The sequence below is a fragment of the Duganella caerulea genome (assembly GCF_040362985.1).
GTDB classification, from domain to species: domain Bacteria; phylum Pseudomonadota; class Gammaproteobacteria; order Burkholderiales; family Burkholderiaceae_D; genus Rugamonas; species Rugamonas vulcania.
The window spans coordinates 23,969-50,508 of the sequence record NZ_BPWJ01000011.1; the positions used below are offsets into that span (position 1 = coordinate 23,969).

19 protein-coding genes are annotated in these 26,540 nt (G+C 66.2%); 10 read left to right on the forward strand and 9 right to left on the reverse strand.

Features of this window, described 5'->3' with window-relative positions; genetic code table 11:
* Positions 1 to 3 precede the first annotated feature (3 nt).
* Both ACUJB0_RS27035 and trhP read left to right on the forward strand, forming a co-directional pair.
* On the forward strand, positions 4 to 2,682 hold the full coding sequence (locus ACUJB0_RS27035) for a bifunctional acetate--CoA ligase family protein/GNAT family N-acetyltransferase (RefSeq protein WP_444847939.1): 2,679 nt from the start codon (positions 4 to 6) through the stop codon (positions 2,680 to 2,682).
* A gap of 80 nt (positions 2,683 to 2,762) precedes the next feature.
* Positions 2,763 to 4,121, forward strand: a complete 1,359-nt coding sequence (gene trhP, locus ACUJB0_RS27040) for a prephenate-dependent tRNA uridine(34) hydroxylase TrhP (RefSeq protein ID WP_444847940.1) — start codon at positions 2,763 to 2,765, stop codon at positions 4,119 to 4,121.
* Between the two features lie 7 nt (positions 4,122 to 4,128).
* Here trhP and ACUJB0_RS27045 read toward each other — a convergent pair whose 3' ends face one another.
* The 3 genes from ACUJB0_RS27045 to ACUJB0_RS27055 form a co-directional block, all read right to left on the reverse strand.
* A complete protein-coding gene (locus ACUJB0_RS27045) occupies positions 4,129 to 5,652 on the reverse strand; it encodes a family 43 glycosylhydrolase (RefSeq protein ID WP_444847941.1) in 1,524 nt (507 codons plus the stop codon).
* A gap of 191 nt (positions 5,653 to 5,843) precedes the next feature.
* Entirely contained in the window at positions 5,844 to 8,621 is a 2,778-nt protein-coding gene (locus ACUJB0_RS27050) for a M16 family metallopeptidase (RefSeq protein ID WP_444847942.1), read from the reverse strand.
* 75 nt (positions 8,622 to 8,696) lie between these two features.
* Positions 8,697 to 10,355: a M28 family metallopeptidase gene (locus ACUJB0_RS27055; RefSeq protein WP_444847943.1), complete on the reverse strand. Its 1,659-nt coding sequence runs from the start codon at positions 10,353 to 10,355 to the stop codon at positions 8,697 to 8,699.
* A gap of 181 nt (positions 10,356 to 10,536) precedes the next feature.
* Between ACUJB0_RS27055 and ACUJB0_RS27060 the strand changes: the two genes are divergently transcribed.
* Positions 10,537 to 11,418, forward strand: coding sequence for a DUF2167 domain-containing protein (locus ACUJB0_RS27060; RefSeq protein WP_444847944.1), 882 nt, complete (start codon positions 10,537 to 10,539; stop codon positions 11,416 to 11,418).
* Positions 11,419 to 11,504: 86 nt separating this feature from the next.
* Entirely contained in the window at positions 11,505 to 12,296 is a 792-nt protein-coding gene (locus ACUJB0_RS27065; protein WP_444847945.1) for a DNA-formamidopyrimidine glycosylase family protein, read from the forward strand.
* Here the strand turns inward: ACUJB0_RS27065 and ACUJB0_RS27070 are convergent.
* Positions 12,238 to 13,638 (reverse strand): GntP family permease, encoded by a 1,401-nt coding sequence (locus ACUJB0_RS27070; protein ID WP_444847946.1) that lies wholly within the window; start codon positions 13,636 to 13,638, stop codon positions 12,238 to 12,240. The genes ACUJB0_RS27065 and ACUJB0_RS27070 overlap by 59 nt on opposite strands.
* Before the next feature lie 164 nt (positions 13,639 to 13,802).
* On the opposite strand from ACUJB0_RS27070, the gene ACUJB0_RS27075 reads away from it, so the two are divergent.
* The 3 genes from ACUJB0_RS27075 to ACUJB0_RS27085 all read left to right on the forward strand — a co-directional run bounded on the left by ACUJB0_RS27075 (position 13,803) and on the right by ACUJB0_RS27085 (position 16,518).
* Entirely contained in the window at positions 13,803 to 15,011 is a 1,209-nt protein-coding gene (locus tag ACUJB0_RS27075; protein WP_444847947.1) for a TIGR04552 family protein, read from the forward strand.
* Between the two features lie 71 nt (positions 15,012 to 15,082).
* Positions 15,083 to 16,093 (forward strand): hypothetical protein, encoded by a 1,011-nt coding sequence (locus tag ACUJB0_RS27080; protein WP_444847948.1) that lies wholly within the window; start codon positions 15,083 to 15,085, stop codon positions 16,091 to 16,093.
* 29 nt (positions 16,094 to 16,122) lie between these two features.
* Positions 16,123 to 16,518, forward strand: coding sequence for a hypothetical protein (locus ACUJB0_RS27085; RefSeq protein WP_444847949.1), 396 nt, complete (start codon positions 16,123 to 16,125; stop codon positions 16,516 to 16,518).
* Here ACUJB0_RS27085 and pepN read toward each other — a convergent pair.
* Together pepN and ACUJB0_RS27095 are read right to left on the reverse strand one after the other, a co-directional pair.
* On the reverse strand, positions 16,511 to 19,150 hold the full coding sequence (pepN, locus tag ACUJB0_RS27090) for an aminopeptidase N (protein ID WP_444847950.1): 2,640 nt from the start codon (positions 19,148 to 19,150) through the stop codon (positions 16,511 to 16,513). The two genes, ACUJB0_RS27085 and pepN, sit on opposite strands and share 8 nt — an antisense overlap.
* A gap of 64 nt (positions 19,151 to 19,214) precedes the next feature.
* Positions 19,215 to 21,272, reverse strand: coding sequence for a S9 family peptidase (locus ACUJB0_RS27095; protein ID WP_444847951.1), 2,058 nt, complete (start codon positions 21,270 to 21,272; stop codon positions 19,215 to 19,217).
* A gap of 339 nt (positions 21,273 to 21,611) precedes the next feature.
* Between ACUJB0_RS27095 and ACUJB0_RS27100 the strand changes: the two genes are divergently transcribed.
* The 3 genes from ACUJB0_RS27100 (at position 21,612) to ACUJB0_RS27110 (ending at position 23,680) form a co-directional block, all read left to right on the forward strand.
* The gene (locus tag ACUJB0_RS27100; RefSeq protein ID WP_161086380.1) at positions 21,612 to 22,241 is read left to right on the forward strand and encodes a hypothetical protein; all 630 of its coding nucleotides are present in this window, start codon (positions 21,612 to 21,614) and stop codon (positions 22,239 to 22,241) included.
* Positions 22,242 to 22,315: 74 nt separating this feature from the next.
* Entirely contained in the window at positions 22,316 to 22,894 is a 579-nt protein-coding gene (locus tag ACUJB0_RS27105) for a TetR/AcrR family transcriptional regulator (RefSeq protein WP_444847952.1), read from the forward strand.
* A 75-nt stretch (positions 22,895 to 22,969) separates the two neighbouring features.
* Positions 22,970 to 23,680, forward strand: coding sequence for an SDR family oxidoreductase (locus ACUJB0_RS27110; protein WP_444847953.1), 711 nt, complete (start codon positions 22,970 to 22,972; stop codon positions 23,678 to 23,680).
* Between the two features lie 37 nt (positions 23,681 to 23,717).
* Here ACUJB0_RS27110 and ACUJB0_RS27115 read toward each other — a convergent pair whose 3' ends face one another.
* From ACUJB0_RS27115 to ACUJB0_RS27125, 3 genes are read right to left on the reverse strand one after another with little or no spacing between them, the layout of a single operon-like run.
* On the reverse strand, positions 23,718 to 24,485 hold the full coding sequence (locus ACUJB0_RS27115; RefSeq protein WP_444847954.1) for a substrate-binding periplasmic protein: 768 nt from the start codon (positions 24,483 to 24,485) through the stop codon (positions 23,718 to 23,720).
* Positions 24,486 to 24,509: 24 nt separating this feature from the next.
* Positions 24,510 to 25,706, reverse strand: a complete 1,197-nt coding sequence (locus tag ACUJB0_RS27120; RefSeq protein WP_444847955.1) for a hypothetical protein — start codon at positions 25,704 to 25,706, stop codon at positions 24,510 to 24,512.
* Positions 25,707 to 25,731: 25 nt separating this feature from the next.
* Positions 25,732 to 26,484 carry a substrate-binding periplasmic protein gene (locus ACUJB0_RS27125; RefSeq protein ID WP_444847956.1) on the reverse strand — a complete coding sequence of 251 codons (753 nt, stop codon included), beginning with the start codon at positions 26,482 to 26,484 and terminating at the stop codon, positions 25,732 to 25,734.
* Positions 26,485 to 26,540: the final 56 nt, after the last annotated feature.

The window sequence follows — 26,540 nt, forward strand, 5'->3', positions numbered from 1 at the left end:
ATCATGGAAACCCACTACCTCACGCCGCTGTTCTCGCCCAAGTCCATCGTGGTCTTCGCCGGCCAGGCCGACCAGCCTGAACGCCAGACCTGCTACGGGCGCGGCATCCGCGACCAGCTGGAGCAAGGCGGCTTCACCGGTCCGGTGACCTACCTCGACGTCGGCATGAGCGGCACGCTGGCCGACCTGGCCCAGTCGCGCGCCGACCTGGCGGTGATCGCCCTGCCCAACGACGAGCTGAGCTTCGCGCTGGAAGTGGCCGGCCGCATCCAGTGCCGCGCCGCGCTGATCCTGTCGAGCGGCGTCGACGGCACGCTGGCCGGCGAGCTGCACGACATCGCCCGCAAGCACGGCATCCACCTGCTCGGACCGAACTGCCTGGGCTACCAGCGCCCGCGCCTGAACATCAACGCCAGCGTGGCCGGCCAGCTGGCGCAGCCGGGCAGCCTGGCGCTGATCTCGCAGTCCGGCGCGCTGACCTCGGCCATCCTCGACTGGGGCAGCCAGAACGCGGTGGGCTTTTCCACCGTGGTCTCGCTGGGCGCCAACACCGCCGTCGACCTGGCGCAGACGCTGGACTTCCTGGCCACCGATCCGGCCACGCAAAGCATCGTCATCTACATGGAAGGCCTGACCGACGCCCGCCGCTTCCTGTCGGCGCTGCGCGGCGCGGCCAACACCAAGCCGGTGGTGGTGCTCAAGGCCGGCAAGGCCTCGGCCGCGTCGCAGGCCGCGCTGACCCACTCCGGCGCCATCGTCGCCAGCGACATGGTGTTCGACGCCGCGCTGCGCCGCACCGGCGCGGTGCGGGTGAAGACCTTCGTCCAGCTGTTCTCGGCCGCCAAGTGCCTGGCCTCGCGCTACCGCCCGGTCGGGCCGCGCCTGGCCGTGGTCACCAACGGCGGCGGCCCCGGCGTGCTGGCGGCCGACTGGATCGCCGAGCTGGGCCTGCAACTGGCGCGGCTGTCCGAGGCCGGCGCGCAGGCGCTGGCGCCCAAGCTGCCGCCACACGCCACGCTGACCAACCTGCTCGACCTGACCGAGGAAGCCGACGCCGACGCCTTCACCGAGGCGGTCCAGGCCTGCGCCCACGACAATCAGGTGGACGGCATCCTGGTGATTTATTCGCCCAAGCTGGGCAGCGATCCGGCGGCGGTGGCGCGCGCGGTCAGCGCCCTCAACGCCGGCCTCGGCAAGCCGCTCTTGACCTGCTGGATGGGCGACCGCAGGGTGGCCGAGGCGCGCCAGCTGATCAACGCGGCCGGCGTGGCCACCTTCCGCACGCCGGAGGCGGCGGTGGATGGCTTCTCCAACATCGCCTCGTTCTACCAGAACCAGCAACTGCTGCACCAGACCCCGCCGCCGCTGTCGCAGCTGGCCCAGCCCGACCTGGACGGTGCCCGCCTGTTGATCGAGGGCGTGCTGGCCGAGCGCCGCAAGGTGCTCACCGAAATGGAATCGAAGGCGCTGCTGGCGGCCTTTCACATCCCGATCACGCAGACCATCCTGGCGCGCAGCGCGGCCGAGGCGATGATGGTGGCCAGCCAGCTGGGCTACCCGGTGGCGCTGAAGATCGACTCGCCCGACATCGCCCACAAGTCCGACGTGCAGGGCGTGGTGCTCAACCTGCTCAACGCGGCGGCTGTGCGCGACGCCTACGGCGACATGATGGCCACCGTGCGCCGCCTGCTGCCGGAGGCGCGCATCAACGGCGTGACGGTGCAGCGCATGGCCGGCAAGCGCAACGGGCGCGAGCTGTACATCGGCGTGGTCACCGACCGCCTGTTCGGGCCGGCGATCAGCTTCGGCGCAGGCGGCACCATGATCGAGCTGATCGACGACCGCGCGGTCGAGCTGCCGCCGCTCAACCTGTTCCTGGCGCAGCGCCTGATGAGCCGGGTGCGCGCGGCCAACACGCTGGGCGAGTGGCGCGGCGCGCCGCCGGTGCAGCGCGAGGCGATCGAGCAGATGCTGCTGCGGGTGTCGGAGATGGTGTGCGAGCTGCCGCAGCTGCGCGAGATGGACATCAACCCGCTTATCGTCGACGAGCACGGCGCGCTGGCGGTGGACGCCCGCATCGTCATCGACGCCGCGGCGCCGTCGGCGCACCGCTACGACCACCTGGCCATCCTGCCCTATCCGTCCAGCTACACGCAGGAGTGGCCGATGCGCGGCGGCGGCCAGTACACGCTGCGCCCGGTGCAGCCGGACGACGCCTCGATGCTGCAGGACCTGGTGCGCGGGCTGTCGGAGAAGTCGCGCTACTACCGCTTCGCCTCGTCGCTGCGCGAGCTGTCGGTGCCGATGCTGGCGCGCTACACGCTGATCGACTACGACCGCGAGATGGCGCTGGTGGCGGTGCTGACACAACGCACGCCGGGGCCGGACGGCGACTTCGTCGAGACCGACAGCATCATCGGCGTGTCGCGCTACATCGCCAATCCGGACCACAGCAGCTGCGAGTTCTCGCTGCTGGTGGACGACCGCTACAGCGGCCAGGGCCTGGGCACGCGGCTGATGCTGGGCATCATGGACGTGGCGCGCGACAAGGGCCTGAGCGAGATCGACGGCCTGGTGCTGTGCAAGAACAGCGGCATGCTCAAGCTGATGGCCAGCCTGGGCTTCCAGATCCGCCCCTACGACGAGGACCCGGACTTCAAGCTGTGCAGCAAATCGCTGTAGACCGATCCGGGAAATTTTGATCCAGGTCAAGGAAATTTGACGGCGGGGGCCATAGACTGCCTGACTTTTGCCCATCCGTCATGCTCCACGCCCCCGAACTTCTCCTCCCCGCCGGCTCGCTGGCCAAGATGCACGCCGCCTTCGATTTCGGCGCCGATGCCGTCTACGCCGGCCAGCCGCGCTACAGCCTGCGCGTGCGCAACAACGATTTCTCCACGCTGCAGGCGCTGCAGGAGGGCATCGACGGCGCCCACGCGCGCGGCAAGCAGTTCTTCGTCGCCTCCAACATCTTCGCCCACAACGCCAAGCTCAAGACCTACCTGCGCGACATGGCGCCGGTGATCGCCATGAAGCCGGACGCGCTGATCATGGCCGATCCCGGCCTGATCATGATGGTGCGCGACGAGTGGCCGGACATGCCGATCCACCTGTCGGTGCAGGCCAACGCGGTCAACTGGGCCGACGTCAAGTTCTGGCACCGCATGGGCCTGACGCGGGTGATCCTGTCGCGCGAACTGTCGCTCGACGAGATCGAGGAAATCCGCCAGCGCTGCCCGGAGATGGAGCTCGAAGTGTTCGTGCACGGCGCGCTGTGCATCGCCTACTCGGGCCGCTGCCTGCTGTCGGGCTATTTCAACCACCGCGATCCCAACCAGGGCACCTGCACCAACTCCTGCCGCTGGGACTACAAGGTGCAGCCGGCCGCCGAGGACGCCAGCGGCGACCTCGGGCCGACGAAAGTCATCCCGCTGCACTTCCAGCAGGCGCTGGAGGAAGCCAACCGGCCGTGGTCGACGCTGCACCAGCAGCCGCGCCACCCGCTGGCCGACCAGCCCTACCTGATCGAGGAAGCCGAGCGGCCGGGCCAGCTGATGCCGATCATCGAGGACGAGCACGGCACCTACATCATGAACTCCAAGGACTTGCGCGCGGTCGAGCACATCGAGCGGCTGGTCAAGATCGGCGTCACCTCGCTCAAGGTCGAGGGCCGCACCAAGTCGCTGTACTACGCGGCGCGCACGGCCCAGGTCTACCGCCAGGCCATCGACGACGCGGTGGCCGGGCGGCCGTTCGACATCGGCCTGCTGGGCCAGCTGCAGGGCCTGGCCAACCGCGGCTACACCGACGGCTTCTACCAGCGCCACCACACGCAGGCGCACCAGAACTACATGCGCGGCGCCTCCGAGGCCGAGCGCAGCCAGTACGTCGGCGACGTGCTGGGCGTGGCGGACGGCTGGGCCAGGGTCGAGGTCAAGAACCGCTTCGCGCTGGGCGACCGGATCGAGGTGATCCACCCCAGCGGCAACCGCGACCTGCAGCTGACGCGCATGCGCGCCGACGACGGCACCGACATCACGGTGGCGCCGGGCAGCGGCCACATCGTGCGCATCGAGCTGGACCCGTCGCTGGACCGCGCACTGCTGGCGCGCTACCTGTAGCCTTCGCCTAGTTCGCGATCACGTACGGCCAGCCGTCGGCGGTGAAGCCGAGCGGGTTGATGCCCAACGTGGGCCGGCCGTTGTTGTTGCCGTCGTAGTAGTGGTAGACGAAGGTGGGACGGTTGTTGTGGCCGGCATCGGTGAACACGCTGCCGCCGCCCGGCCCGATGATGTTGCCGTGGGTGCTGAGCAGGATGGTGCCGCCGCCCGCCGTCAGCGCGACGCCGCCACGGTCCACGTACGGCCCGGTCACATTAGCCGAGCGGCCGACGATGGTGCGATACGGCGAGGTGCTGCTGCAGCACGCGTTGATCGGCGCGAAATAATAGTAAAAACCGTTGTAGTAGTAGATGAACGGGCCTTCCTCGGCCGACGTCGGCGAGCCCCGTTGCGCCAGCGTGTACACGGTGGTGTTGGTGGTCGACTGCAGGCCGGTGGCGGGATTCAGCTGCATCAGGTGGGTGCCATCGGTCCACGAGCCCCAGGCCATCCACCAGTTGCCGCTGGCGTCGGTGAACGGCGCCGGATCGATGGCGTTGTCGGTGGTCTTCCAGAAGCCGGACGGCGGCGCGTTCGTGCTGCTGGTCCACGACTTGGTGACAAAGCCCTTGTCGGTCCACGGTCCCTGCGGCGCCGAGCTGGTGGCGACGCCGATCACCGCCTCGGCGCCCGAGCTCGGCAGGTACGGTATCGAGTAGTACTGGTAGTAAGTGCCGTTCGCCAGCAACAGGCTGGGCGCCCAGATATCGGTGTTGGCGCCGTTGTTCCATCCCTTGGGCGTCTGCAGGCCGCTCCATGAACTGAAGTCCGGCCCGATCGGCGGGCAGTTCGGCGCGTAGCCGCCCATCTGCGTGGTGGTGCAGCTGGTGTACGGCGTGAAGCTGTTGAGGTCGGTCGAAGTGGCCAGCGTCTGGTGGCTGCCGTACAGCCAGTACTTGCCGCCGGCGTCACGCAGCATGAACGGATCGTGCACGAAGATGCCGGCGCCGCTCACCGCGCGCGGTGCCGGGTACGGACTGACCTGCGTGTTCACCAGCTGCCACTCCTGGCAGGTGCAGCCGGTCGAGCCCCACTGGTCGATGGTGGCCGTGTTCAGGTTACTGGCCTGGAACACCTCCAGGTACTTGCCGCTGTTGACGTTCTGGATCAGGAAGTTGCCGCTGGCGGCCTGGGTCACGGTCCACAGATGATCGGTGGTGCCGTTGTCGGCCCATTGGACGATCTGCGCGCCGTCGGCGGTGCCGGCATTGGCCACGCCCAGCACCTGGTGCGTCAGCATGTTCTCGATGTTGTACTGGCCATTCCCCATCGGCATGAAGTGCCACAGATGGTCGGCGGTGCCGTTGTCGGCCCACTGCACCACCTTGGCGCCGGCGGCCTGGCTGGCGCCATCGATGCCGAGCACCAGGCCGCTGTTGACGTTCTTGATCTTGTATTGCACGCTGGTGTTCATGGTGATGGCGGCGCGCGCGGAAAAGGCCGCGCCGGCCAGGCAAAGCAGCACGGCCAGGCATGACAGTAGACGCTTCATGGTTGTCTCCATTGTGATTGAGGTTTTTTTTGTTTTGATTCTCATCCTATGCTACGGCGGCGATGAAAATCCCTCCAATCACATTTTTACCGCGCGCGATACGCGGTTCAGCATCGCCCCGGCCGCCCGGCGGACGCAAAAAAACCCCGCCGGCGCAACGCGGGCGGGGTCGGCGCGAACAACTCCGGCGCTTACTGCACCGGCTTGCCGTCGGCGTCGATCTTGCGCACCTCGCCCAGGTTCAGCGCGCGCACGCTCGCCTCCACCTTGCCGAGGTCGCCCACCACCAGCCAGGTCAGCCGGCCCGGCGTGATGGTGCGCGCCGCCAGCGCGTTGGCCTGCTCAGGCGTCATCGCCAGCACCGTGCCGGTGAAGGTGTTGTAGTAGTCGGCCGGCAGCTTGTATTGCAGGATCGCGCCATAGGCACCGGCCAGCTGGCCGGACGTCTCGAACGAACCCGGCAGGCGCAGGGTTTCGTTTTCCTTCGCGCTGCTCAGCTCGGCCGCGGTGATCGGCTTGGCGCCGGCGATGTTGGCGTATTCCTGCACCAGTTCCTGCAAGGCCGCGCCGGTCTTGTCGGTCTGCACCGGCGAGGTGCTCAGGTACAGGCGCTGGCCCACCGCCGGCTGCAGCCCGGCGTACACGCCATACGACCAGTGCTTGTCCTCGCGCAGGTTCATATTGATGCGCGAGCTGAAGGTGCCGCCAAAGATGTTGTTGACCACCTGCAGCGGCACGGCGTCCGGCGCGTTGCGCGGCGGCGCCAGCTGCGCGGCGTAGATCACGCTTTGCAGCGCGCCCGGCTTGTCCATCAGGTACACCACCGGCTTCTCGGCCGGCGCGACCTCGGCCACATTCTTCTTCGGCACCGCGCCGGCCTTCCAGCCGCCGAAGGTTTTTTCCAGCAGCGGCGTGATCTCCGCCAGCGTGGTGTCGCCCACCACCAGCAGCGTGGCGTTGTTCGGCTTGAACCAGGTCTGGTGGTACTTGACCAGGTCGTCGCGGCCGATGCGCGCCACCGCCGCCTCGGTGCCGCTACCGGTCAGCGGCAGGCTGTAGGCGTGGCCCTGGCCGTAGATCAGGCCAGGCATCACGCGCAGCGCCATCAATTGCGGATTGGACTTCTCGCGCGCGATCGACGCCAGCTGGTCCTTCTTCAGGCGGTCCAGCTCGTTCTGTGCGTAAGCCGGATGCAGCAGCACGTCGGCGTACACGTCCAGCGCCTTCGGCAGCGTGGCCTTGAGCGCGTTGAGCTGGACGAAGGCGCCGTCCAGGTTGCTGTAGGCCGAGTACTCGGCGCCCAGCGCCTCGAACTCTTCGCTGATCTTCAGCGCGCCGCGGGTCGGCGTGCCCTCCGCCAGCATGCGCAGCGACAGGTTGGCCAGGCCGGGCAGGTCCTGCGAGTCCGACGCGTAGCCGGCGTCGACCATCATCGACAGGTTGACCACCGGCGCGCTGTGGCGCTCGGCCAGCACCACCTTCAGGCCGTTCGACAGCGTGGCGCTCTGCATGGCCGGCAGCTTGAGCGATTCAGGCTGGCCGGCGGCTGGCGGCGCGCTGCGGTCCAGCTTGTCGCCGGCGGCGGCCAGGTTGGTCGGGAACGGCTGCACGTCCAGCACGTAGTCGCCGTCGGCCAGCCAGTCGTTCATGGCCTGCTTGATGGCGGCCGGCGTGGCCGCCTTGATGGCCTTCAGGTAGTCCTTGTAGCAGTCCGGGTTGCCGGTGTAGGTGGCGCAGGAGGCCAGCAGATCGCTCTTGCCGCCGAAGCCGCCGACGCGCTCGACGATGCGGGTGAAGCGCGCCAGGATCGCGGTCTTGGCGATCTCCAGCTCGGCCGCGGTCGGGCCGGACTTCATCAGCGCGCGCAGCTCCTCGTCGGCGGCCTGCTCCAGCTTGCGGGTGTCGGCGCCGGGACGGGCGGTCAGCGTCAGGTCGAACTGGCCGGCGATCTCCGATGAGTCGTTGCCGGCGGTGGCGCTGGTGGCCAGCTGGTCCTTGTACACCAGGCGCTTGTAGAAGCGCGAAGTCTTGCCGCCGCCCAGCACGTGCGCGGCCAGGTCCAGCAGCGGCTCGGTCGCGGTGTGCGCGCCCGGCACGTTCCACACGCGGTAGATGCGCGCCTGCGGCACGCGGTCCTGCACGGTGCCGCGATGGGTGCCAGTGCGCTTGGCGATCCACGCCTCATGCTTGGCCAGCGGCGGGCCGGGCGGGATCTCGCCGTAGTACTTCTCGACCTTCTGGCGCGCCTGTTCCGGCGTGATGTCGCCGGCCAGCACCAGCGTCACATTGTTCGGGCCGTAGTTGGTCTTGAACCATTCCTGCACGTCCGTCATCGAGGCCGCGTCCAGGTCCTTCATCGAGCCGATCACGGTCCACGAATACGGGTGGCCGGCGGGCCAGGTGTTTTCCGTCAGCAGCTGGTAGGCCACGCCGTAGGGCTGGTTCTCGCCCTGGCGCTTCTCGTTCTGCACCACGCCGCGCTGCAGGTCCAGCTTCTTCTGGTCCAGCACGCCAAGCAGGTGGCCCATGCGGTCGCTTTCGGCGAACAGCGTGTAGTCCAGCATCGAGGTCGGCACGTTCTCGAAATAATTGGTGCGGTCGGTGTTGGTGGTGCCGTTGAGGTTGGTCGCGCCGATGCGCTCCATGGCGTTGATGAAGGTGCCCTGGTTGAAGTGGTCGCTGCCGCTGAACATCAGGTGCTCGAACAGGTGGGCGAAGCCGGTCTTGCCGGCCTTCTCGTTCTTGGAGCCGACGTGGTACCAGGTGTTGACCGCCACCACCGGCGTCTTGTGGTCCTCATGGACCAGCACCGTGAGGCCGTTCTTCAGCACGAACTTGGTGTACGGGATGTCGGGGATGGCGATATCGGACTTGGCGGACTTGGCCGGCTCGGCGGCGTGCAGCGCGCCGCTGGCGGTGGCCAGGGCGATCGAGGCGGCCAGGATGGTGCGGCGTAAGGACAGGGTCATGCGGATCTCCTTGATGGGGAATGGCAGGCTGCAAAAAAAAGGCGCACCGGCTTTACAGCGGGTGCGCAGTTTTTTTTATTTGCGGCGCGCCGAGCTGGCGTCGCGGGTGGCGCGGAATTCCGCGTCGTGCGCCCAGTTCGGCCAGGCGTTGGAATCGGCCAGGTCGCGGCCCAGGCCGTACAGCAGGCCGAGGTCGTGCGCCATGCCGGTGAACGGCCAGTTGGCGTTCCACTCGTCCGACGGCTGGTGGTAGTTGTTGGTGTTGTAGTCCTCCTCGGCCTTGCGGCCTGCGGCCAGGCCGCCGTCGATCCAGTCGTCGCCGGAGCCGAACGAGATCGCCGGCACGCCGCGCTTGGCGAACGGGAAGTGGTCGGAGCGGAAGAAGTGGCCGGCCTCGGGTTTCGGATCGGGCGCGTACGCCATGTCCATCTGCTTGGCCTTGGCGATCAGCTGGTCCAGCAGGTCCAGCTTGGCGCTGCCGGAGATGGTGAAGTTGCGCGCCGGGCCGTAGGGGCTGAGCGCGTCCATGTTGATCACGCCGGCGGTCTCGGCCAGCGGATACAGCGGATAGGCGGCGTAGTACTCGGAGCCGAGCAAGCCCTTCTCCTCGGCCGTGACAGCCAGGAACACCACGCTGCGCTGCGGCGCCGGCGCCTTGCCGTAGGCGCGCGCCAGTTCCAGCAAGGCGGCGATGCCGGTGCCGTTGTCGACCGCGCCGTTGTAGATCTTGTCGCCCTTGGCGTCCGGCAGGCCGACGCCCAGGTGGTCCCAGTGCGCGCTGTAGATCACGGTCTGTTCCGGCGCGGTGCTGCCGACCACGCGGCCAGCCACGTTCTTCGACACGATGGTCTGCGCGTCCACCGCGTAGCTGGCGCTCAGGTTCACGCCCTTGAGCTGCACCGGCTTGAAGGCGCGGGTCTGCGCCAGCTTCTTGAGCGCCTCGAAATCCTGGCCGCCGCGCTTGAACAGGTCGACCGCCAGGTCGCGCTGTATCCACGCCTCCATCGGCGCGTGGGCCGAGGCCGGCTGTTTGCGCACGATGTCGTACATGACGTTGGTGTTGGAATTCTTCACCGTGGCCCAGCCGTAGGACGCCGGCGCGGTCTCGTGCACGATGATGGTGCCCAGCGCGCCACGGCGCGCCATCTCCTCGTACTTGTAGGTCCAGCGGCCGTAGTAGGTCATGGCCTTGCCGCCGAAGTCGCCGACGCCGGTCTCGAAGTCGGGATCATTGATCAGCACCACCGCCAGCTTGCCGCGCAGGTCGAAGCCCTTGAAGTCGTCCCACTTGCGCTCGGGCGCGTTGACGCCGTAGCCGACGAACACCAGCGGCGCGTTGCGGAAGTCGACCTGGTGGCTGCCGTTCATGGCGGCGCGCACGGCCATGTCGTCGCCCTGCTTGAGTTCCTGCCGGGTGTTGCCGTCGCTGACCACCAGCTTGACCGGGCCCTTGATTTCAAAACGGCCCAGCGGCACGTCCTGGGTCCAGCTGCGCTGGGTCTTCTGGCCCTTGAGCAGGTCGCCCGCCGGCTGCAGGCCGGCCGCCTTGAACTGCTCGATCAGGTAAGCGACTGTCTTGGTCTCGCCGGCCGTGTTCGGACCGCGACCTTCGAACTCGTCCGATGCCAGCACCTTGACGTCTTGCGACAAATGCTTGGCGTCGAACTCCGGACCGCTGCCCGCCTGTGCGGTGGCGGCGGCAAGCAGCGAACAAATGAAGAGGGTGTTTTTCAAATCTGTCTCCGTAATTTTTTTAATTGAACAGCGAGGCAATACTGACATGAAATCAACTACGCGGCAATCATGCCGGGGCCTACCGCGCGTCCCATTTTCGCCAAACGTCGTACTATCGAAAATAATTACCAAATACGCAATACTTTCCTGTAGGATATGGCTTTTCTAGCAAGGAGTGACGATGCGCCGCGTGCTGACCGCCCTGTTGTGCCTGATTCTGTGTCCGCCCCTGCTGGCCGGCGCCGCCTCCATGCCACACGGCCTGCACGCCATGGCCGGCAAGATCACGCTGCCAGGCGGCATCGCCACGCTGGACCTGCCGCCGCAGCTGCGCTACCTGGATCCGGACGAGGCCCGCAAGGTGCTGGTCGATAGCTGGGGCAATCCGCCGGGGCCGCAGACCCTGGGTATGGTCGTGCCGGCCGGCGTCGACCTGCTGGGCGCCGCCGGCTGGGGCGTGATCATCGGCTATGAGCAGGACGGCCACGTGCGCGACAACGACGCCGGCGCCGACTACGCGGGCCTGCTGGCGCAGATGAAGGAGGCGGTGGCCGACCGCAACACCGCGCGCCGCGAGCAGGGTTACGCGGCGATGACGCTGATCGGCTGGGCCGAGCCGCCGCGCTACGACCGCGCCCGGCACCAGCTGTCGTGGGCCAAGGAATTGCACACCGAGGGCAGCAACGAGAACGGCTTGAGCTACAACGTCCGCCTGCTGGGCCGCGAGGGTGTGCTGGTGCTCGACGGCGTGGCCGGCATGAACCAGTTCGAGCAGGTCAAGCGCGGGATGCGGGAGGTGGCCGCGGCCGCCGCCTTCACCGCGGGCCGGCGCTACGACGACTTCAATGCCAGGACCGACCGGCTGGCCGCCTACGACCTGGCGACGCTGGCGGCCGGCGCCCAGCTTGCCAAGCCCGGCCTGCTCGGCAAGCTGGCGGTGGCGCTGCCGGGGTTCAGCCAGCTGCTGCTGATCGCCGTGGCCGTGTGCGGCATCTGGCTGTACAAGGTGCTGGGCCGCCGGCAGGAGCCGGCCGCGCCGGCGCGGCGCGAGCGGGCGGGCTGAACACATCCGGGCACGGTGAACCAACGCACGGTCCGCCCGCGCGCGGCGGCGCACACTGGACGCCTGACCGCTCCCCGGAGACCGCCATGCCCGAAGGACCATCGATCGTCATCCTGCGCGAGCAGGCCGCCGGCTTTGTCGGCCGCACCATCCGCGCCGCCAGCGGCAACAGCAAGGCGGTCGACTTCGACACTCTTGCCGGCCGTCCCATCACGGCCTTGCGCACGTGGGGCAAGCACTTCCTGATCCAGCTGCCGGAGACCGCGCTGCGCATCCATCTGATGATGTTCGGCAGCTACCGCATCAACGAGCGCAAGGAGACCAGCCCACGCCTGAGCCTGGGGTTCGACGACGGCGAGGAGCTCAATTTCTACGCCTGCTCGGTCAAACAGATCGATCCGGACCTCGACGCCCAGTACGACTGGAGCGGCGACGTCCTGTCCGACGCCTGGGACCCGAAGCGGGCGCTGGCCAAGCTGCGCGCCGCGCCGGACACGCTGGTGTGCGACGCCCTGCTGGACCAGGCCATCTTTGCCGGGGTCGGCAACATCATCAAGAACGAGGTGCTGTTCCGCATCCACCTGCATCCGCTGGCCCGGATCGGTGACCTGCCGGCCGCCAAGCTGCGCCAGCTGGTCGAGCAGGCGCGCGTCTACAGCTTCGATTTCCTGAAATGGAAGAAGGCATACGAGCTCAAGCAGCACTGGCTCGCACACACCCGGCAGGTGTGTCCGCGCTGCCACATCCCCTTCCATCGCGCCCACCTGGGCAAGGCCCACCGGCGCAGCTTCTTTTGCAACCAGTGCCAGCAGCAATACGTCACACCAGCCCGGTCAGGTAATACACGGCAATCACAAAGAACACAGCCGTCGTCTTGATCAGCGTGATGGCGAAGATCTCCTTGTACGACTCGCGGTGCGTCAGCCCGGTGACCGCCAGCAGCGTGATCACGGCGCCGTTGTGCGGCAAGGTGTCCATGCCGCCGCTGGCCATCGCCACCACGCGGTGCAACACCTCGAGCGGAATGTTGGCCGCCTGCGCGCCCTTGACGAAGGTGTCGGCCATGGCCGCCAGCGCGATGCTCATGCCGCCCGAGGCCGAGCCGGTGATGCCGGCCAACGAGCTCACCGACACCGCCGCGTTCACCAGCGGATTGGGCACGCTGCGCAGCGCGTCGCTGACCACCAGGAAGCCCGGCAGCGAAGCGATCACGCCGCCGAAGCCGTACTCGGACGCGGTGTTCATCGCCGCCAGCAGCGCGCCGCCGACCGCCGCCTTGGTGCCCTCGGCGAAGCTGCTGCGGATGCGGTTGAACGCGGTCGCCACCACCAGCAGGATGCCCATCAACAGCGCGCCCTCCACCGCCCAGATGCCGATGACGGTCTTGATCGGCACCGCCACCGGCGCGTGCAGGCCTGGCAGCGCCTCCGTGGTCAGCGCATAGCTCTCGCCGTACCAGCCGGGGATGTGCTTGGTCAGCACGAAGTTGGCCACGCCCACCAGGATCAGCGGCGCCACCGACAGCAGCGGATGCGGCAGGCCGGCGCTGGCGGCGCGCGTGGCTTCCTTGGCGGCGGTGGCGCCGTAGCCCTCGCCGCTGGCCATGGCCGCGCGGCGGCGCCATTCCAGGAAGCTCAGGCCGACCACCAGGATGAACAGCGAACCGATCACGCCCAGCCACGGCGCGGCCCAGCCGGTGGTCTTGAAGAACGTTGTGGGGATGATGTTCTGGATCTGCGGCGTGCCCGGCAGCGAATCCATGGTGAACGAGAACGCGCCCAGCGCGATCGCGCCCGGCATCAGGCGCTTGGGGATGTTGCTCTGACGGTAGAGCTCGGCAGCGAACGGGTAGACCGCGAACACCACCACGAACAGCGACACGCCGCCGTAGGTCAACAAGGCGCACACGGCGACGATGACGGCGTTGGCGCGCGAGCGGCCGATGTACTTGATGGCCGCCACCACGATGGCTTCAGAAAAGCCGGACAGCTCGATCAGCTTGCCGAACACGGCGCCCAGCAGGAACACCGGGAAGTACAGCTTGACGAAGCCGACCATCTTCTCCATGAAGATGCCGCTGAACACCGGCGCCACCGCGCCGGGATCGGTCAGCAGGACGGCGCCCAGCGCCGCCACCGGCGCGAACAGGATCACGCTGTAGCCGCGATAGGCGGCCAGCATCAGGAACACGAGTGCGGCAAGAACAATCAGGAAGGACATGCTGACTCCATGGATTCAAAGGGGATCGCTGCATTGTAGAGAAAAATACAAGTCGGCGTAGCTAGACTCAAGTCGGATAAGCCGCCCGCACGGTGCGGCGGTGCAGCATTGACGCTGGGCAAATGGGCTGCGATACTGAATCATCACAGCCTGCGTCTGATGCCATGTCCGAACTCAAAGCCTCGCTCAAGAGCGGGGGCAAGTTCTCGCTCAACTGGAGCTATCTCAACGCGATCGCCAACGGCGTGTCGGCGATCGACTTGGGCGCGCTGGCCTTGCGCAATCTGCACGACGCCCGGCAGTTCGTGCGCGAGTACGGCTTCGACCTGGACCAGCCCGCCACGGCGTCGGTGATACGCCGCGCCCACCGCGAGGCGGTCGACTTCATCCTGCACAGCTTCCTGACGCCGGAACAGGCCGCGCTGATTCCGCACGAGGTCGCCCATCCCGACGACCCGTTGCAGTTGCTGGTGTACGCCTCGCTGCGCGGCCAGCACGTGGACGTGCGGCGCATGTGGTCGTGCGCGGTGCTCAAGGTCATGCACGGGATTTTTTACATCGACAACAACCTCAAGCTGCGCCACTTCCACGCCATCCGCGCCCAGGTGTTCGGCACGCTCGACGAGGTGATCCGCCACGACGGCGAGCGCCACTACCTGACCGACGGCGAAGTTTGCCTGCCGATGCTGCACTACGACCGCAAGGACAACAAGGGCCGCAACAGCATCCTGCTCAAGCTGCTGCAGAAGGCCGCCTACCTGGCCGCCGACATCTTCGACCACCTCGGCGTGCGGCTGGTGTTCGCCACCCGCTTCGAATGCCTGCTGGCGCTGCGCACGCTGCAGCGCGCGCACCTGCTGTCGATCACCAACGTCGACGCCGAACGCACCCGCAACACCCTGCTGGACCTGGAGGCGGCCAAGCAGATCTTCATCAAGTACCGCGCCCAGCTCGAGCACAGCGACGAGTATCCGGCCGCGCTGCTGCAAACCATGGACGCGGAGCTGGCCGAGCTGGCGCAGCCGCAAACGCGCTGCGACAATCCGCACAGCGGCAGCGGCTTCAACAGCATCCAGGTGACGGTGCGCAAGATGATCCACGTGCAACAGCTCGACGCCGGACCGGAGCAGGACTACGACGTCGGCTTCTTCTTCGAGTACGAGATCCAGCTGATGGACGAGGCCAGCTACCAGCGCAGCCTGACCGGCCCGGCCAGCCACGACGCCTACAAGAAACGCCAGCTCGACACCGCCCGCACCCGCGTGTTCGGCCGCGACCTGCTGCGCTGGATCGAGCAGCAGAAAACCCGCCAGCCCGCCGCCGACCGGCCCGCCCCAACCCGCGCGGACGTGGCGCCGGTGACAGGCCGCTGAGCCACCGCCCAGCGGTGCGCCGCCGTGACGCGCAAGGCTCTACCATGAGGTTTTAGCCGGAAGGAACGGCGATGCGCAATCGAGTCCACGTCTGGCTGCTGGCTGCGGCGCTGGCCGGCGCCGCCCATGCCCAGCAAGCCGAACCGCCTCGCGTGACGGTCACGGCCACGCGCGACCCGGTCGACAAGTCCTACCGCAAGATGATCGCCGGCATGCAGCGCTTCGAACGCGATCACGCGCTGGCGCCGCAGGCCACGCTGCGCTTCGAACTGCTGCCGCGCCTGCCCACCACCCGGCTCGACGGCATCACCCTGCGCGTGGTTGGCGACACGCTGTCGCTGCCTGTCGCGGTGGCGCCCGACCACACCTTCACGCTGCCGGCCAACGAGCAGGCGCTGAAGGAGGACGCGGCGCTGATCGCCAGCAGCAAGACCAGCACGCTGACCTGGCGCGCGCAGGTGCGCAGTCCCGGCGTGCCGGCCAATATGCGGCGGCTGGGCGATCTGCGGCTGGAGTGTTTGGTCGGCATGCAGGCCAGGCTGGTGTCGAACAACGCCAAGATGTTCGCCTGGCTGGGCGAGCTATTCGCCGATCCAGACCGCGTCTGCACCTCACCGCAAGGCAATTACCTGTTCTTCAGTGAACGGCCGCTGTTTGCCGTCACGCTGCACGATGGCGCGCGCAGCGAGGCGCTGCCGTTTGACATGTTGTTCGCTGGCGGCACGCAGACGCCGGCCACGCTGCCCTTCTGCGATTGCCAGGTGCTGCTGGACCGCAGCTTCTACGCGCCGCTGTGGGACCGCAACTGGTCCGACGACACGCTATTGGAATTGAGTTACCAGGACGATCCGCCAGCAGCAGCCGACATCGCCGTGGCCGACGACCACCGCGGCATGCGGCAGATGCAGGCCGCGCTGGGCCCGGCCACCGTGGTCCGTTTCGACAGCGGCTACCAGCTGTGGCGCTACCGCTATCCATCGCTGCAGCGCGCCGTCGACGGCCAGCCGCGCTATGCCGATTTCGTCATCCTGTTCGGCCCGGACGGGGTGGCGCGCAAGGCACGCCTCGGAGAACGCTTGTAAAACATGGAGAACAGGCACATGATGTGACGATGAAAAAACCTATCCTCCCCCTGCGCCTGGCCGCCGTCGGCGCGCTGATGCTGATCGCCGCCGCCTGCCAGAGCGCGCCGCCCGCCAACACTGCCAACACAAAGGCGGCGTCACTGTGGCAACAGATCGAAGCCCAGAACGCCGACACCGGCTGCGACCGCGACAGCCAATGCCACACCATCGCCGTCGGCGCCAAGGCTTGTGGCGGGCCGGAGCGCTACATCGCGTGGTCGGATCGCGCGCAGGATGGCGCCAAGCTCAAGCAGTTGGTGGCGCAGCACGCCGCCGCCCGCGTCGAAGAAGACAAGCGCGGCCACGTGCTGTCGAACTGCATGATGGCAGTGGACGCCGGCGCAGTCTGCCGCGCCGGCCACTGCGTGCAAAACTCTAATTGACCGTCATCGCCTTCTTGATGGCCACGCAGCGTTCGTCTTCCTGATGCGTCACCAGCAGCGCGCGCCGGGTGCCGGCCGACAAGTCCTTCAACTTGCCAATCGCACCCTGCAAGCGCTGCACGCTGGCCGGCGTGCAATTGGCCGGAATCATCGTGTTGGCGTACGAGCGCATGAACACCGGACCGGCCGCCTTGTCGACCTGCCCCAGCTGCGCCAGGCGTTGCGCCGCGCTCAACTCGCTCAACGCGCCCTGCTCCGGCGCATACAGACTTTCCATCGCCCGGCGCACCTTCGAGAACGGCAGCTTGGTCTGCAGGTCGGCGATATTGGCCAGCCATTCGGCCTTGACCTTGGCATCCGGCTGCACCACGGCGGCTGACAGCGCGGCGGCCTGGCCGCTGTCGGACGGGTCGCGCGCCTGCTCAGCCGCCAGCAAGGCCGCCGCGCCCGGATAGGCGTAGCGGTTCAGGCGGTTGACGATATCCCAGCGCACGTCCTGGCTGACGTTCAGCCCCGGCACCACCAGCTTGCCGGCCAGGATGTCGGCCAGCTGCGCCAACGCGGCCGGGCTGCTGGCCACGTCCACATAAGTCGAGAACCAGCGGCGCTGGAAGTTCTTGTCGCCGCTGGCGGCGTTGGCGGCGGCGAAGGCCATCTGCTCCAGCTGCACCGACATCTGCGCCGTGTAGGCGGCGGCCGACGGTCCCATCTTGTCCAGGTAGGCCTTGGAAGCGCGGATCTTGCCGGTGATGTCGCCCAGCAGCGTGTAATCCTTCTCGCCCGGCGCGTTGGCCAGCGCGGCTTTCAGGAACTCGTTGAGCGGCAGCTTGGCGGCGCGCACACCGTCCCACAGACTTTGCCACAGCATCGAGCGCAGCAGCGGATCGTCCACCTTGCCCAGGCTGGACTGCGCGGTGGCGAAGGATTTTTTATCCAGCTGCACCTGCGCGTAGCCCCAGTCCTGGTAGTTCGGATAGACCAGGTCCGGGCAAGCCGCGCCCTTCAGTTCCGGCACGGCGGTGACCGCGCCCTGGTAGGTGACGGCCACGTTCTTGCTCAGCGCCAGTCCGTCCGCGCCCAGGTTGAACAGGCCGATCTGCACGCGCTGTTCGCGCAGCGTCGGCATCGCCTTGCTTGGCGCGCTCTGGCGCAGCTTGAAGCTGCTGATCTTGCCGGCCGCGCAGCTGTATTCCGCCGCGATGGTGTTCACGCCCGGCTCGTACAGCCACTGCCTGGTCCAGCCGCTCAGGTCGCGGTGCGCGGCCTCGCCCAGGCTGCCGATGAAGTCGTCCAGCTTCGCGTTTTGATACGAGTACTTGACCAGGTAGTTGTGCACGCCCTGGCGGAACACTTCCTCGCCCAGCAGGTGGCGCAGCTGTTTCAAGGTCGACGCGCCCTTGGAGTAGGTGATGGCATCGATGTTGTCGAAGGCGTTGGCGGTGGATGGCACCGGCGTCTCGATCGCGTGCGTGGTCACACGCTGGTCCTGCACATAGGCGCCCTGCTTGGCGCCCGAGTAGAAACCCTGCCAGGCGTTGGTGAACTCGGTCGATTCGGCGGTCGCCAGCGTGCCCATGAAGGACGCGAAGCTCTCGTTCAACCACAGGCCGTTCCACCACTTCATCGTCACCAGGTCGCCGAACCACTGGTGCGCCATCTCGTGCATGATGACGCCGGCCAGGTTCTGCTTCTGCGCCGCCGTCATCTCGTCCTGGTGCAGGAAGCGGCCCTCGGCGAAGGTGATCGCCGCCGCGTTTTCCATCGCGCCGTACAGGAAGTCCGGCACCAGCAGCTGGTCGTATTTCTCGAACTGGTAAGGCACGCCGAAGTAGCGGTCGAAGAAGGCCAGGCCGCGGCGCGTGTAGTTGAACCAGTCCTGCGGCGACACCTGCGCGGCCACCGACTGGCGCGCGAACAGGCGCTGCGGATACGGGCCGCTGTGGTCTTCCCACACCTTATACGGGCCGGCGTGCATGGCGAAGTTGTACGAGCTCAGTTTCTTGGTGCGCGGGAAGGTCCAGCGCTTGGTGTTGCCGATATCCTGGATGCCGGTCTCGCGCTTGGTGGACGACACCACCCAGTCCGCCGGCGCGGTGACGGTGATTTCATACGTGCCCTTCAGGTCGGGCTGGTCGAACACCGGGAACATCTGATGCGCGGCGGCCGGCTCGAAGTGCGAGTAGGTGTAGACGCGGTGGTCGACCGGATCGACCATGCGGTGCAGGCCCTCGCCGTTGGTGCTGTGCAGGCGCGTGTAGCTGACGGTGACGCTGTTGCGCCCTGCCTTCAGGTCGGCCGGGGCGATGGTGATGAACCACTGGTTGTACTGCGGCGCGACTTCCTTGCCGTTGACGGTCAGGCTGAGGATGTTGGCCTTGTCGAGGTCGATGGTCAGCGGCGCGCTGGCGTCGCTCAGGTCGAAGGCCAGCGTGGTGGTGCCGGAGAAGGTTTCCTTGCCGGTCAGCGTGAAGTCCAGCGTGTAGTCGACATTGGACACGCGCGCCGAGCGGGCGGCGGCATCGGCCTGCGACAGGAAGGCGTTTTCCGCGCGCGGCGCGGTGGTGGCCGGTGTGGCGGCCTGCGCGGCGCCATAGGCCAGCGCGACGGCGGCCACGATCATGGATTTTTTCATGGATGTTCCTTGAATGCGGCAACGCCCGCAGTGGCTGCGGGCGTTGCGTCGTTAAACTGGTTGATTATTTCTTCAGGTAGGTATCGAGCCAGTCGATCACCGTGTGGTGCCACAGCACCGAGTTGGCCGGCTTCAGCACCCAGTGGTTCTCATCCGGGAACATCAGCAGCTTGCTCGGGATGCCGCGCCGCTGCAGCGCGGTGAAGGTGCCCAGGCCCTGCGTGGTCGGGATGCGGAAGTCCAGGTCGCCCTGCACCACCAGCATCGGCGTCTTCCAGTTCTTCACCTTCAGCGCCGGGTTGAACTTCTCGTGCAGTTCCGGCACGTCGTAGTAGGCGCCGCCGTTTTCCCATTCGGTGAACCAGATCTCCTCGGTGGCGTAGGCCATGCCGCGCGTGTCGAACACGCCGTCATGGTTGACGATGCACTTGAAGCCGTCCGGCCAGCTGCCTTCGATCCAGTTCATCATGTAGCCGCCGTAGGACGCGCCCAGCGCGCAGCTGCGCTCGCGGTCCAGCCACGGGAATTTCTGCACCGCCGCGGCCAGGCCTTTTTGCAGGTCTTCCAGCGGCTTGCCGCCCCAGTCGCCGCTGATCGAATCGGTGAACTTCTGGCCGTAGCCGGTCGAACCGTGGAAGTCGATGAACACGGTGGCATAGCCGGCGCCGGCGTACACCTGCGGATTCCAGCGGTAGCTCCACGAGTTGCCGAAGCTGCCCTGCGGACCGCCGTGCACCAGGAAGGCGATCGGGTACTTCACGCCGGGTTGGGCGTTCCATGGCTTCATCACGTGGCCGTAGACGGTCTCGCCGTTGGCGCCGGTGAAGGAGAACTGCTCGTACTCGCCGAACTTGACGTCGGCCAGCGCCTGCGCGTTCAGCGTGGTCAGCTGCTGCGCCTTGTCGGCCGTGCCGCCGAGCTTGAACTTGAACAGCTGGGCGCCGGAGGCCAGGTTGGCCTGCGCCATGACCACGGTGTCGCGCGCCACGTCGAAGCCGCTGACGTAGCCGTTGCCGGTCAGCGGCGCCACCTTGCCGCTGGCGGCGTCGATGGCGAACAGGCGGTGCTGGCCGATGTCGTCGGCGCTGGCCAGCAGGGTCTTGCTGTCCGGCGTCCAGCGGTAGTCGGCGATCGAGCGGTCCCAGTGGTCGGCCACGGTGCGCTTCTTGCCGGTGGCGACGTCCATCAGCACCAGGTGGAAGCGGTCGGCCTCGAAAGTGGGCTTGTCCATCGCCAGGTAGGCCAGGGTCTTGCCGTCCGGCGAGTAGATCGCCTTGGTGTCCCACGCCTGGTTGTCGGCGGTCAGGTTCTTGACCGCGCCGCCCTCGGCTGGCACGGTGTAGACGTCGAAGTTGGTCGACCACGCCTCGGTCTTGCCGGCGATGCGGGCCGAGAACACCACGGTCTTGCCGTCGGGGCTGAAGTGGTACTCGTCATGGTCACCGAACGGCTTGGACGGCACGTCGCCGTCGAGCGTGCCGGACAGGCTGACCGGCTGCGCGCTGACCTTGCCGCTGGCGTCGATCGGCGCCGCGTACAGCACGTTGGTGCGGCCGTCGGCCCAGGTGTCCCAGTGGCGCACGAACAGCTTGTCGTAGACCTTGCCGCTGGCCTTGACCTTGCCCTGCGCGTCGAGGCGGGCCTTGCTGCAGGCCAGGTCGGCGCAATCGCGGAACACGGCCAGGCTCAGCGCCAGGCGGTCGCCCTGCGGCGACAGGCGGAAGTTTTCCACGTCCAGCGGCAGGTCGGTCACGCGCGCCGCCTCGCCGCCGGCCAGCGGCAGGCGCCATACCTGCTGCGAGCCGGAGCGGGCCGACAGGAAGTACACGGCGTCGCCGGCCGGCGACCATTCGGGATCGCTGCTGCTGGCGTCGGCCTGGGTCAGGCGCACCGGCGCGGCCTTGGGCGCGCGCAGGTCCAGCATCCACAATTGGGTATTGCCGCGGTTCTTGTCCATGTTGGTGGAACGGACCGTGTAGACGATGCGGGAAGCGTCCGGCGACAGCACTGGGCTGCCTGCGCGCTCCATTTTGACCATATCCTCAACGGTGAAACCGCGCGGCGCGGCGATGGCGCTGGAAGCCGCGACAGCGGTCCCCAACAGCAGCAGTGATAGTCTCATTCGGTGATCTCCGACGTTATAAGAAAAATACCGGCTGGTGGCCGGCTGCCGGCATGATACCAAGATCGCAGTGCAGCAAGCAAAAGAGTTATGCGGGTGTAGACTGGAGTGGTTTTTTAAATGGGACGAATCGTCCAGTGGAGGCAGGGATGGCAACCGGGAAAAAAGAGGCGAGCAGCCTTCGTAAGCAATCGAGCGGGGCGGACGGAAAAACCGGAGCCTCCACGAAAAACACACTCCGGATAGTAAAGTCGCCACCAAAGGCTGGCACCCTTTCACGGGCAGCGGTACGCAGTGCGGTGGCGAGCGCAGTCCTGGCGCACAAGAAGTAGGCGCCTAATGGATGCGAAAAACAATTACAACGACAACGTCTTCATTAATTGCCCTTTCGACGAGGACCATAAGGAACTACAAAATGCCATGGTGTTCGCCATCTATGATTGCGGCTTCGTCCCGCGCTGCGCTTTGGAGGAAAACGATGCCGGCGACGTCCGCTTCGACAAGATTAGACGATTGATTGAAATATCGCGGTACGGCATCCACGATATCTCGCGCACAGAACTTGATCGGGTGAACGGGCTTCCCCGTTTTAACATGCCATTTGAACTTGGGCTATTCCTGGGCGCCCGGAGGTATGGCGACGAAGAACAAAAAAAGAAAAATCTGCTGATCTTGGACCGGGAAGAATACCGGTATCAAAAATTCCTTTCCGATATCGCCGGTCAGGATATTCGCTCACATGCAGGAAATAGCGCGCTACTCATCGGGCACGTCAGAAATTGGTTGAGTTCTGCGTCAAGACGAACAACTATCCCCGGCGGGAAGGAAATCACTGCACGTTACGCCTTATTTTCTGCTGACCTGCCCGCCATGTGCCAACAGTTCAGGATTTCTCCAGACGAAATCACGTTCAATGACTACAGCCTATTCGTCTCGGAATGGCTCAAAAAAACCAATGCGGCTAGCTGAGAGGGCGATGCGTGGGATGCGGGCCGCCGCAAATAATGCTTGACTATTTTAAGACGACCAGTCATATTAAACGCATGGCTAAACCTAACGTTAAACAACAACTCGTCGCCGCCGGCTTGGATCTGCTGCACAGCAAGGGCTTCAACGCCACCAGCGTGCAGGACATCACCGAGGCGGCCGGCGTGCCGAAGGGCTCGTTCTACAACCACTTCGCCAGCAAGGAAACGCTGGGGGTGGAGGTGTTGGAGCGCTACGCCGAGGAGGCCGGAGGCTACTGCGCCGTGCTGGACGACCACGCCCTGCCGCCCAAGGAAAGGCTGCGCCAGTACTTCGACCTGCTGATCGGCTTCAACACCGCCACCGACTACAACCGCGGCTGCATGATGGGCAACTTCAGCGCCGAGCTGTCGGCCCAGATCCCGGCCGTGCGCGAGTCGCTGCGCCGCAATTTCGACGGCTGGGCCGAACGCTTGGCGGCGGTGATCGCCGAGGCCCAGCGCGACGGCAGCGTGGCCGCGACGCAGCCGGCGCTGGAGCTGGCCCATTTCATCATCGACGCCTGGCAAGGCGCGGTGCTGCACGCCAAGGCCGAGCACAACCGCGCGCCGCTGGACCGCTATGCCGACATGGTTTTGAACCGCATCCTGTTGTGACGCGGTTTTTTTTGACCGTATTTTAAGACGACCGGTCATATTGTTTTACATCACTTCTCACTGAAAGGAATCACCATGAAACTCAAGGACGCAGTCATCCTCATCACCGGCGCCAACCGTGGCCTGGGCAACGCGCTGGCGCAAGCCGCGCTGGCCGCCGGCGCGCGCAAGGTGTACGCCGGCGCGCGCAATCCAGCCGCCGTCACCCTGGCGGGCGTCACGCCGATCAAGCTCGACGTCAACAACCCGGCCGATATCGCCGCCGCCGCGCAGGCCATCCCCGACCTGACCATCCTGATCAACAACGCCGGCATCTTCACCGGCAGCACCGTGGGCTCGCCGGACGCGGCCGCCGCGCTGCGCGCCGAACTGGACACCAACCTGTACGGCCCGATGGCGATCAGCCAGGCCTTCGCCCCCACGCTGGCGCGCAACGGCGGCGGCGCCATCGTCAACATCCTGTCCGCGCTCAGCTGGTTCTCGATGCCGGCCGGCGGCACCTACAGCATCTCCAAGGCAGCCGCCTGGTCGCTGACCAACGGCCTGCGCGTCGAGCTGCATGCGCAACGCACGCAAGTGCTGGGCGCCCACATGGGCTATATGGACACCGACATGACCGACGGCATCGACGCGCCGAAATCGGCGCCGGCCGATATCGCCCGCGCCATCATGGAAGCGCTGGAGGCGGGCCACGACGAGGTGCTCACCGACGACACCGCGCGCCAGGTCAAGCAGGGTCTCGCCGCCCCGCGCGGCATCTATCTGGGCGAGCCGCTCGCGGCATAGTGCAACGCAAGCATCGGGCGGCGCACCGGCCGCCCGGTCAATAGACGCCGGAAATCAGGTCCTGCAAATACCGGTCGTAGCTGCCATCGTTCTTGAGCGCCAGCAGGCCGGCATTGAACTTCACCAGCAGTCGGGCGGTGCGCGGCTGGTGCCTGGGGAAGCGCAGGTAGCCGGACGTCGCGCGCAAGGGCCGGGCGTCCGTCGCAAACATATTCTTGACTCCGGGAAGAAACAGCTTGGGATTGGACAGCAGCAGCCATCCGGTCATCTCATCGATGGGAAAGGCGTCGATCCTTCCGATGGCCACTTTTTTCAGATTCAGCTCATCCCGAGCGGCCACCTCCACATTGATCTTGCCGTCATGCGCCAGTTCCCAGAATTCGCTGGTGTAGGTGTACCCCAGCGTGGCGCCGATTTTCACGGTGTGCAGGTCGGACAAGGTTTCCCAGTGTGGAAACGGCTTGGATTTCAGATGGAAAAACACCTCCTTGTGGCTGGAGATCGGGGCGCTCAAAATAAAGTCGACCTCGCTGTCCGGACTGGCGAACCAGAACGCGCTGGCGTCGTAGCGCCCCACCCTGGTCTCGGCTTCCGCGCGCTTCCACGGCATGTAGCTGAACTTGACGTCGATCCCCACCCGCGCGAACGCGGCCGCGACCACGCGATTGACGAACCCGCCGTAACGCGCGCTTTCGCTGGTCCACGGCGGAAATTCGCCGGTGGCGATGGTGACCGTTTCCGCCCGGGCCAGTCCGGCAAACGATACGCAAAGCAGCCACCACAGGATAATCGCCACACCACGCATCGTTCCATCTCCAGGCTCGGACAATCAAAAATAGTATCCGGCCTGCAGATTGACCCGATGGGTGACACTATCATATTTGCTGGAAGTCGAGCCCAATCCGCCAAAATCCGGCCCCATGTACGGCTGGTGCCGGCCCAGCATGTAGTCGGCGTAGAAATACCATTTTCCGGCGGAGAAGCTTAGCCCGGTCACGTTCTGCTGCGAGTCCTTGTAGTTGCCGACGCGCTTGGTCAGCACGCTGTAGTCGTTGTAGACCTTGAAGCCGCTGAACGGCCCCAGCGATCCCGTGATGTCGTAGCTAAGGTTGGCCACCAGGATGTCGCCCTTGGCCGCCACCGGATAGGGATAGCCGAACGCGCCCAGCATCACGAAGCTGTTCGGGTCCAGGCCGCCGTAGGTCTGGCCCGGCGCGTGCCGCGTGTGGTAGCTGTAGCGCAGCGCTTCGAGCATCACCCCGACCGGCCCGAAAGCGCCCTTGTAGTGGACGGCCACGGCGTTGCGGCGCGAGTGTTCGCCGGCGCCGTTGCGTATCTCGCCGCTCAGACCGGACAGGCCCAGCTCCTGTTTATCGCCGGCGCCGAAGTGCCACGCGGCGCGCCCGACCAGCGTGTTGCGCTCGCTGTCCTTTTGGCCCGTCCCGTAACCCTGCGCATCGTCGTCCGCGACGATGTTGAACGAGTAGCGGTTCGACGCCCCGGCCGTGTTGGAACTGCCGCCGTACGATCCGCCATCGCGCGGATAGAAGCCGAGCTGCCATTCCAGCGCGCCGGGCTTGCTGGCGTAGGTCACGCCCAGGTCGTACATGTCCTCGAGGCCGGTGTAGAACGCGATCGATTCGTAGAAGTTGTTGGAGGCGAACGGCTGCAGGCCGAACGGGATTTTATCCAGCCCCACATGCACGGTGCTCTTGTCCTCGAAGCGCATGCCGACCCAGCCGTGATGCAGGAAATGCTCGGTGTAATCGCCCTGCCCTTGCGGGAAATCGTTGTAGCGATATTGCCCGGAACCGAGCCACCGGCCATCGTCGTAGTTGACGTCCAGGCGCGCCGTGTCCAGTCCGAAGAAGCCGTGCGGATGGTCGGCCTGCCAGTTCTTGTAGACGTAATTAAACCGTATCGCGCCACCGATGTGCAACGCGTCCTCGCCGCAGGCCGCGCCGCAGACGAACACAGCCGCGCACAACGCGCCGCCCCGAAAAACCCTGGTCCAGTTCAGGTGCATGATTCCCCCCCTCCGGCTGTTCTTATTACTTGGCGTCCGCTTCCAGACGCTTCAGGTAGGCCGCTTCGAGTTTGGCGATGTCGACCTTTTTCAACTCGGCGTCAAACGCCTCCTGCATCGCCTTGCCGGCGGGCGAGCGGCGGAAGCAGACGTGCAGCGTGCTTTCGGTCAGCAGATGGTCGCTGAACATCACGCTGTCCCTGGCGCCGGTGTGCAAGGTCAAGTAACGCAGCACCAGCCTGTCGATGACGATGCCAGGCACCTTCTTGCCCACCAGCTTGCGCACGTTGTTGGTATCGCTGCTGACCACCTCCACCGGTTGCTTGCCCTGCTTCACGGCGGCATCGAACTCGGCGCTGTTGGCATAGCCCTCCACCACGCCGATCTTGAACGCCGCCAGGTCGCTGGTTTTTTTCCACAGCACCGGCGTCTCCTTCAGGTAGCCGATCCCGGTCTCGCTCTTGCCGATCGGCTGGGACAAGTAGCATTTGCTCTCCGCTCGTTCAGCCGTGTAGTACACCGGAAAGTAGCCCGCATACTCGGGGTCGGACTCGCCCTTGGCGACCGTTTCCTTCCACTCGAAATATTTGACCTTGACGTTGTTGCCCAGGCGCTTCTCCACCTCCGCGACGACGGTGCCGGACAAGCCATCGCCGGGCAAGGTCGCTCCGCTGAAAGGCATCCACTCCAGGCTGGCCAGTTGTATGGTGGTTGCCGGCTGCGCCGCCGTGGCGTGCAGCGCGGCGCCGATGGCTGTTAAGGCGATGATTTTTTTCATTGCTCCCCCCCGTCCACATCGATCGACAAATGCAAAGCAATTCCACCTTACACCAG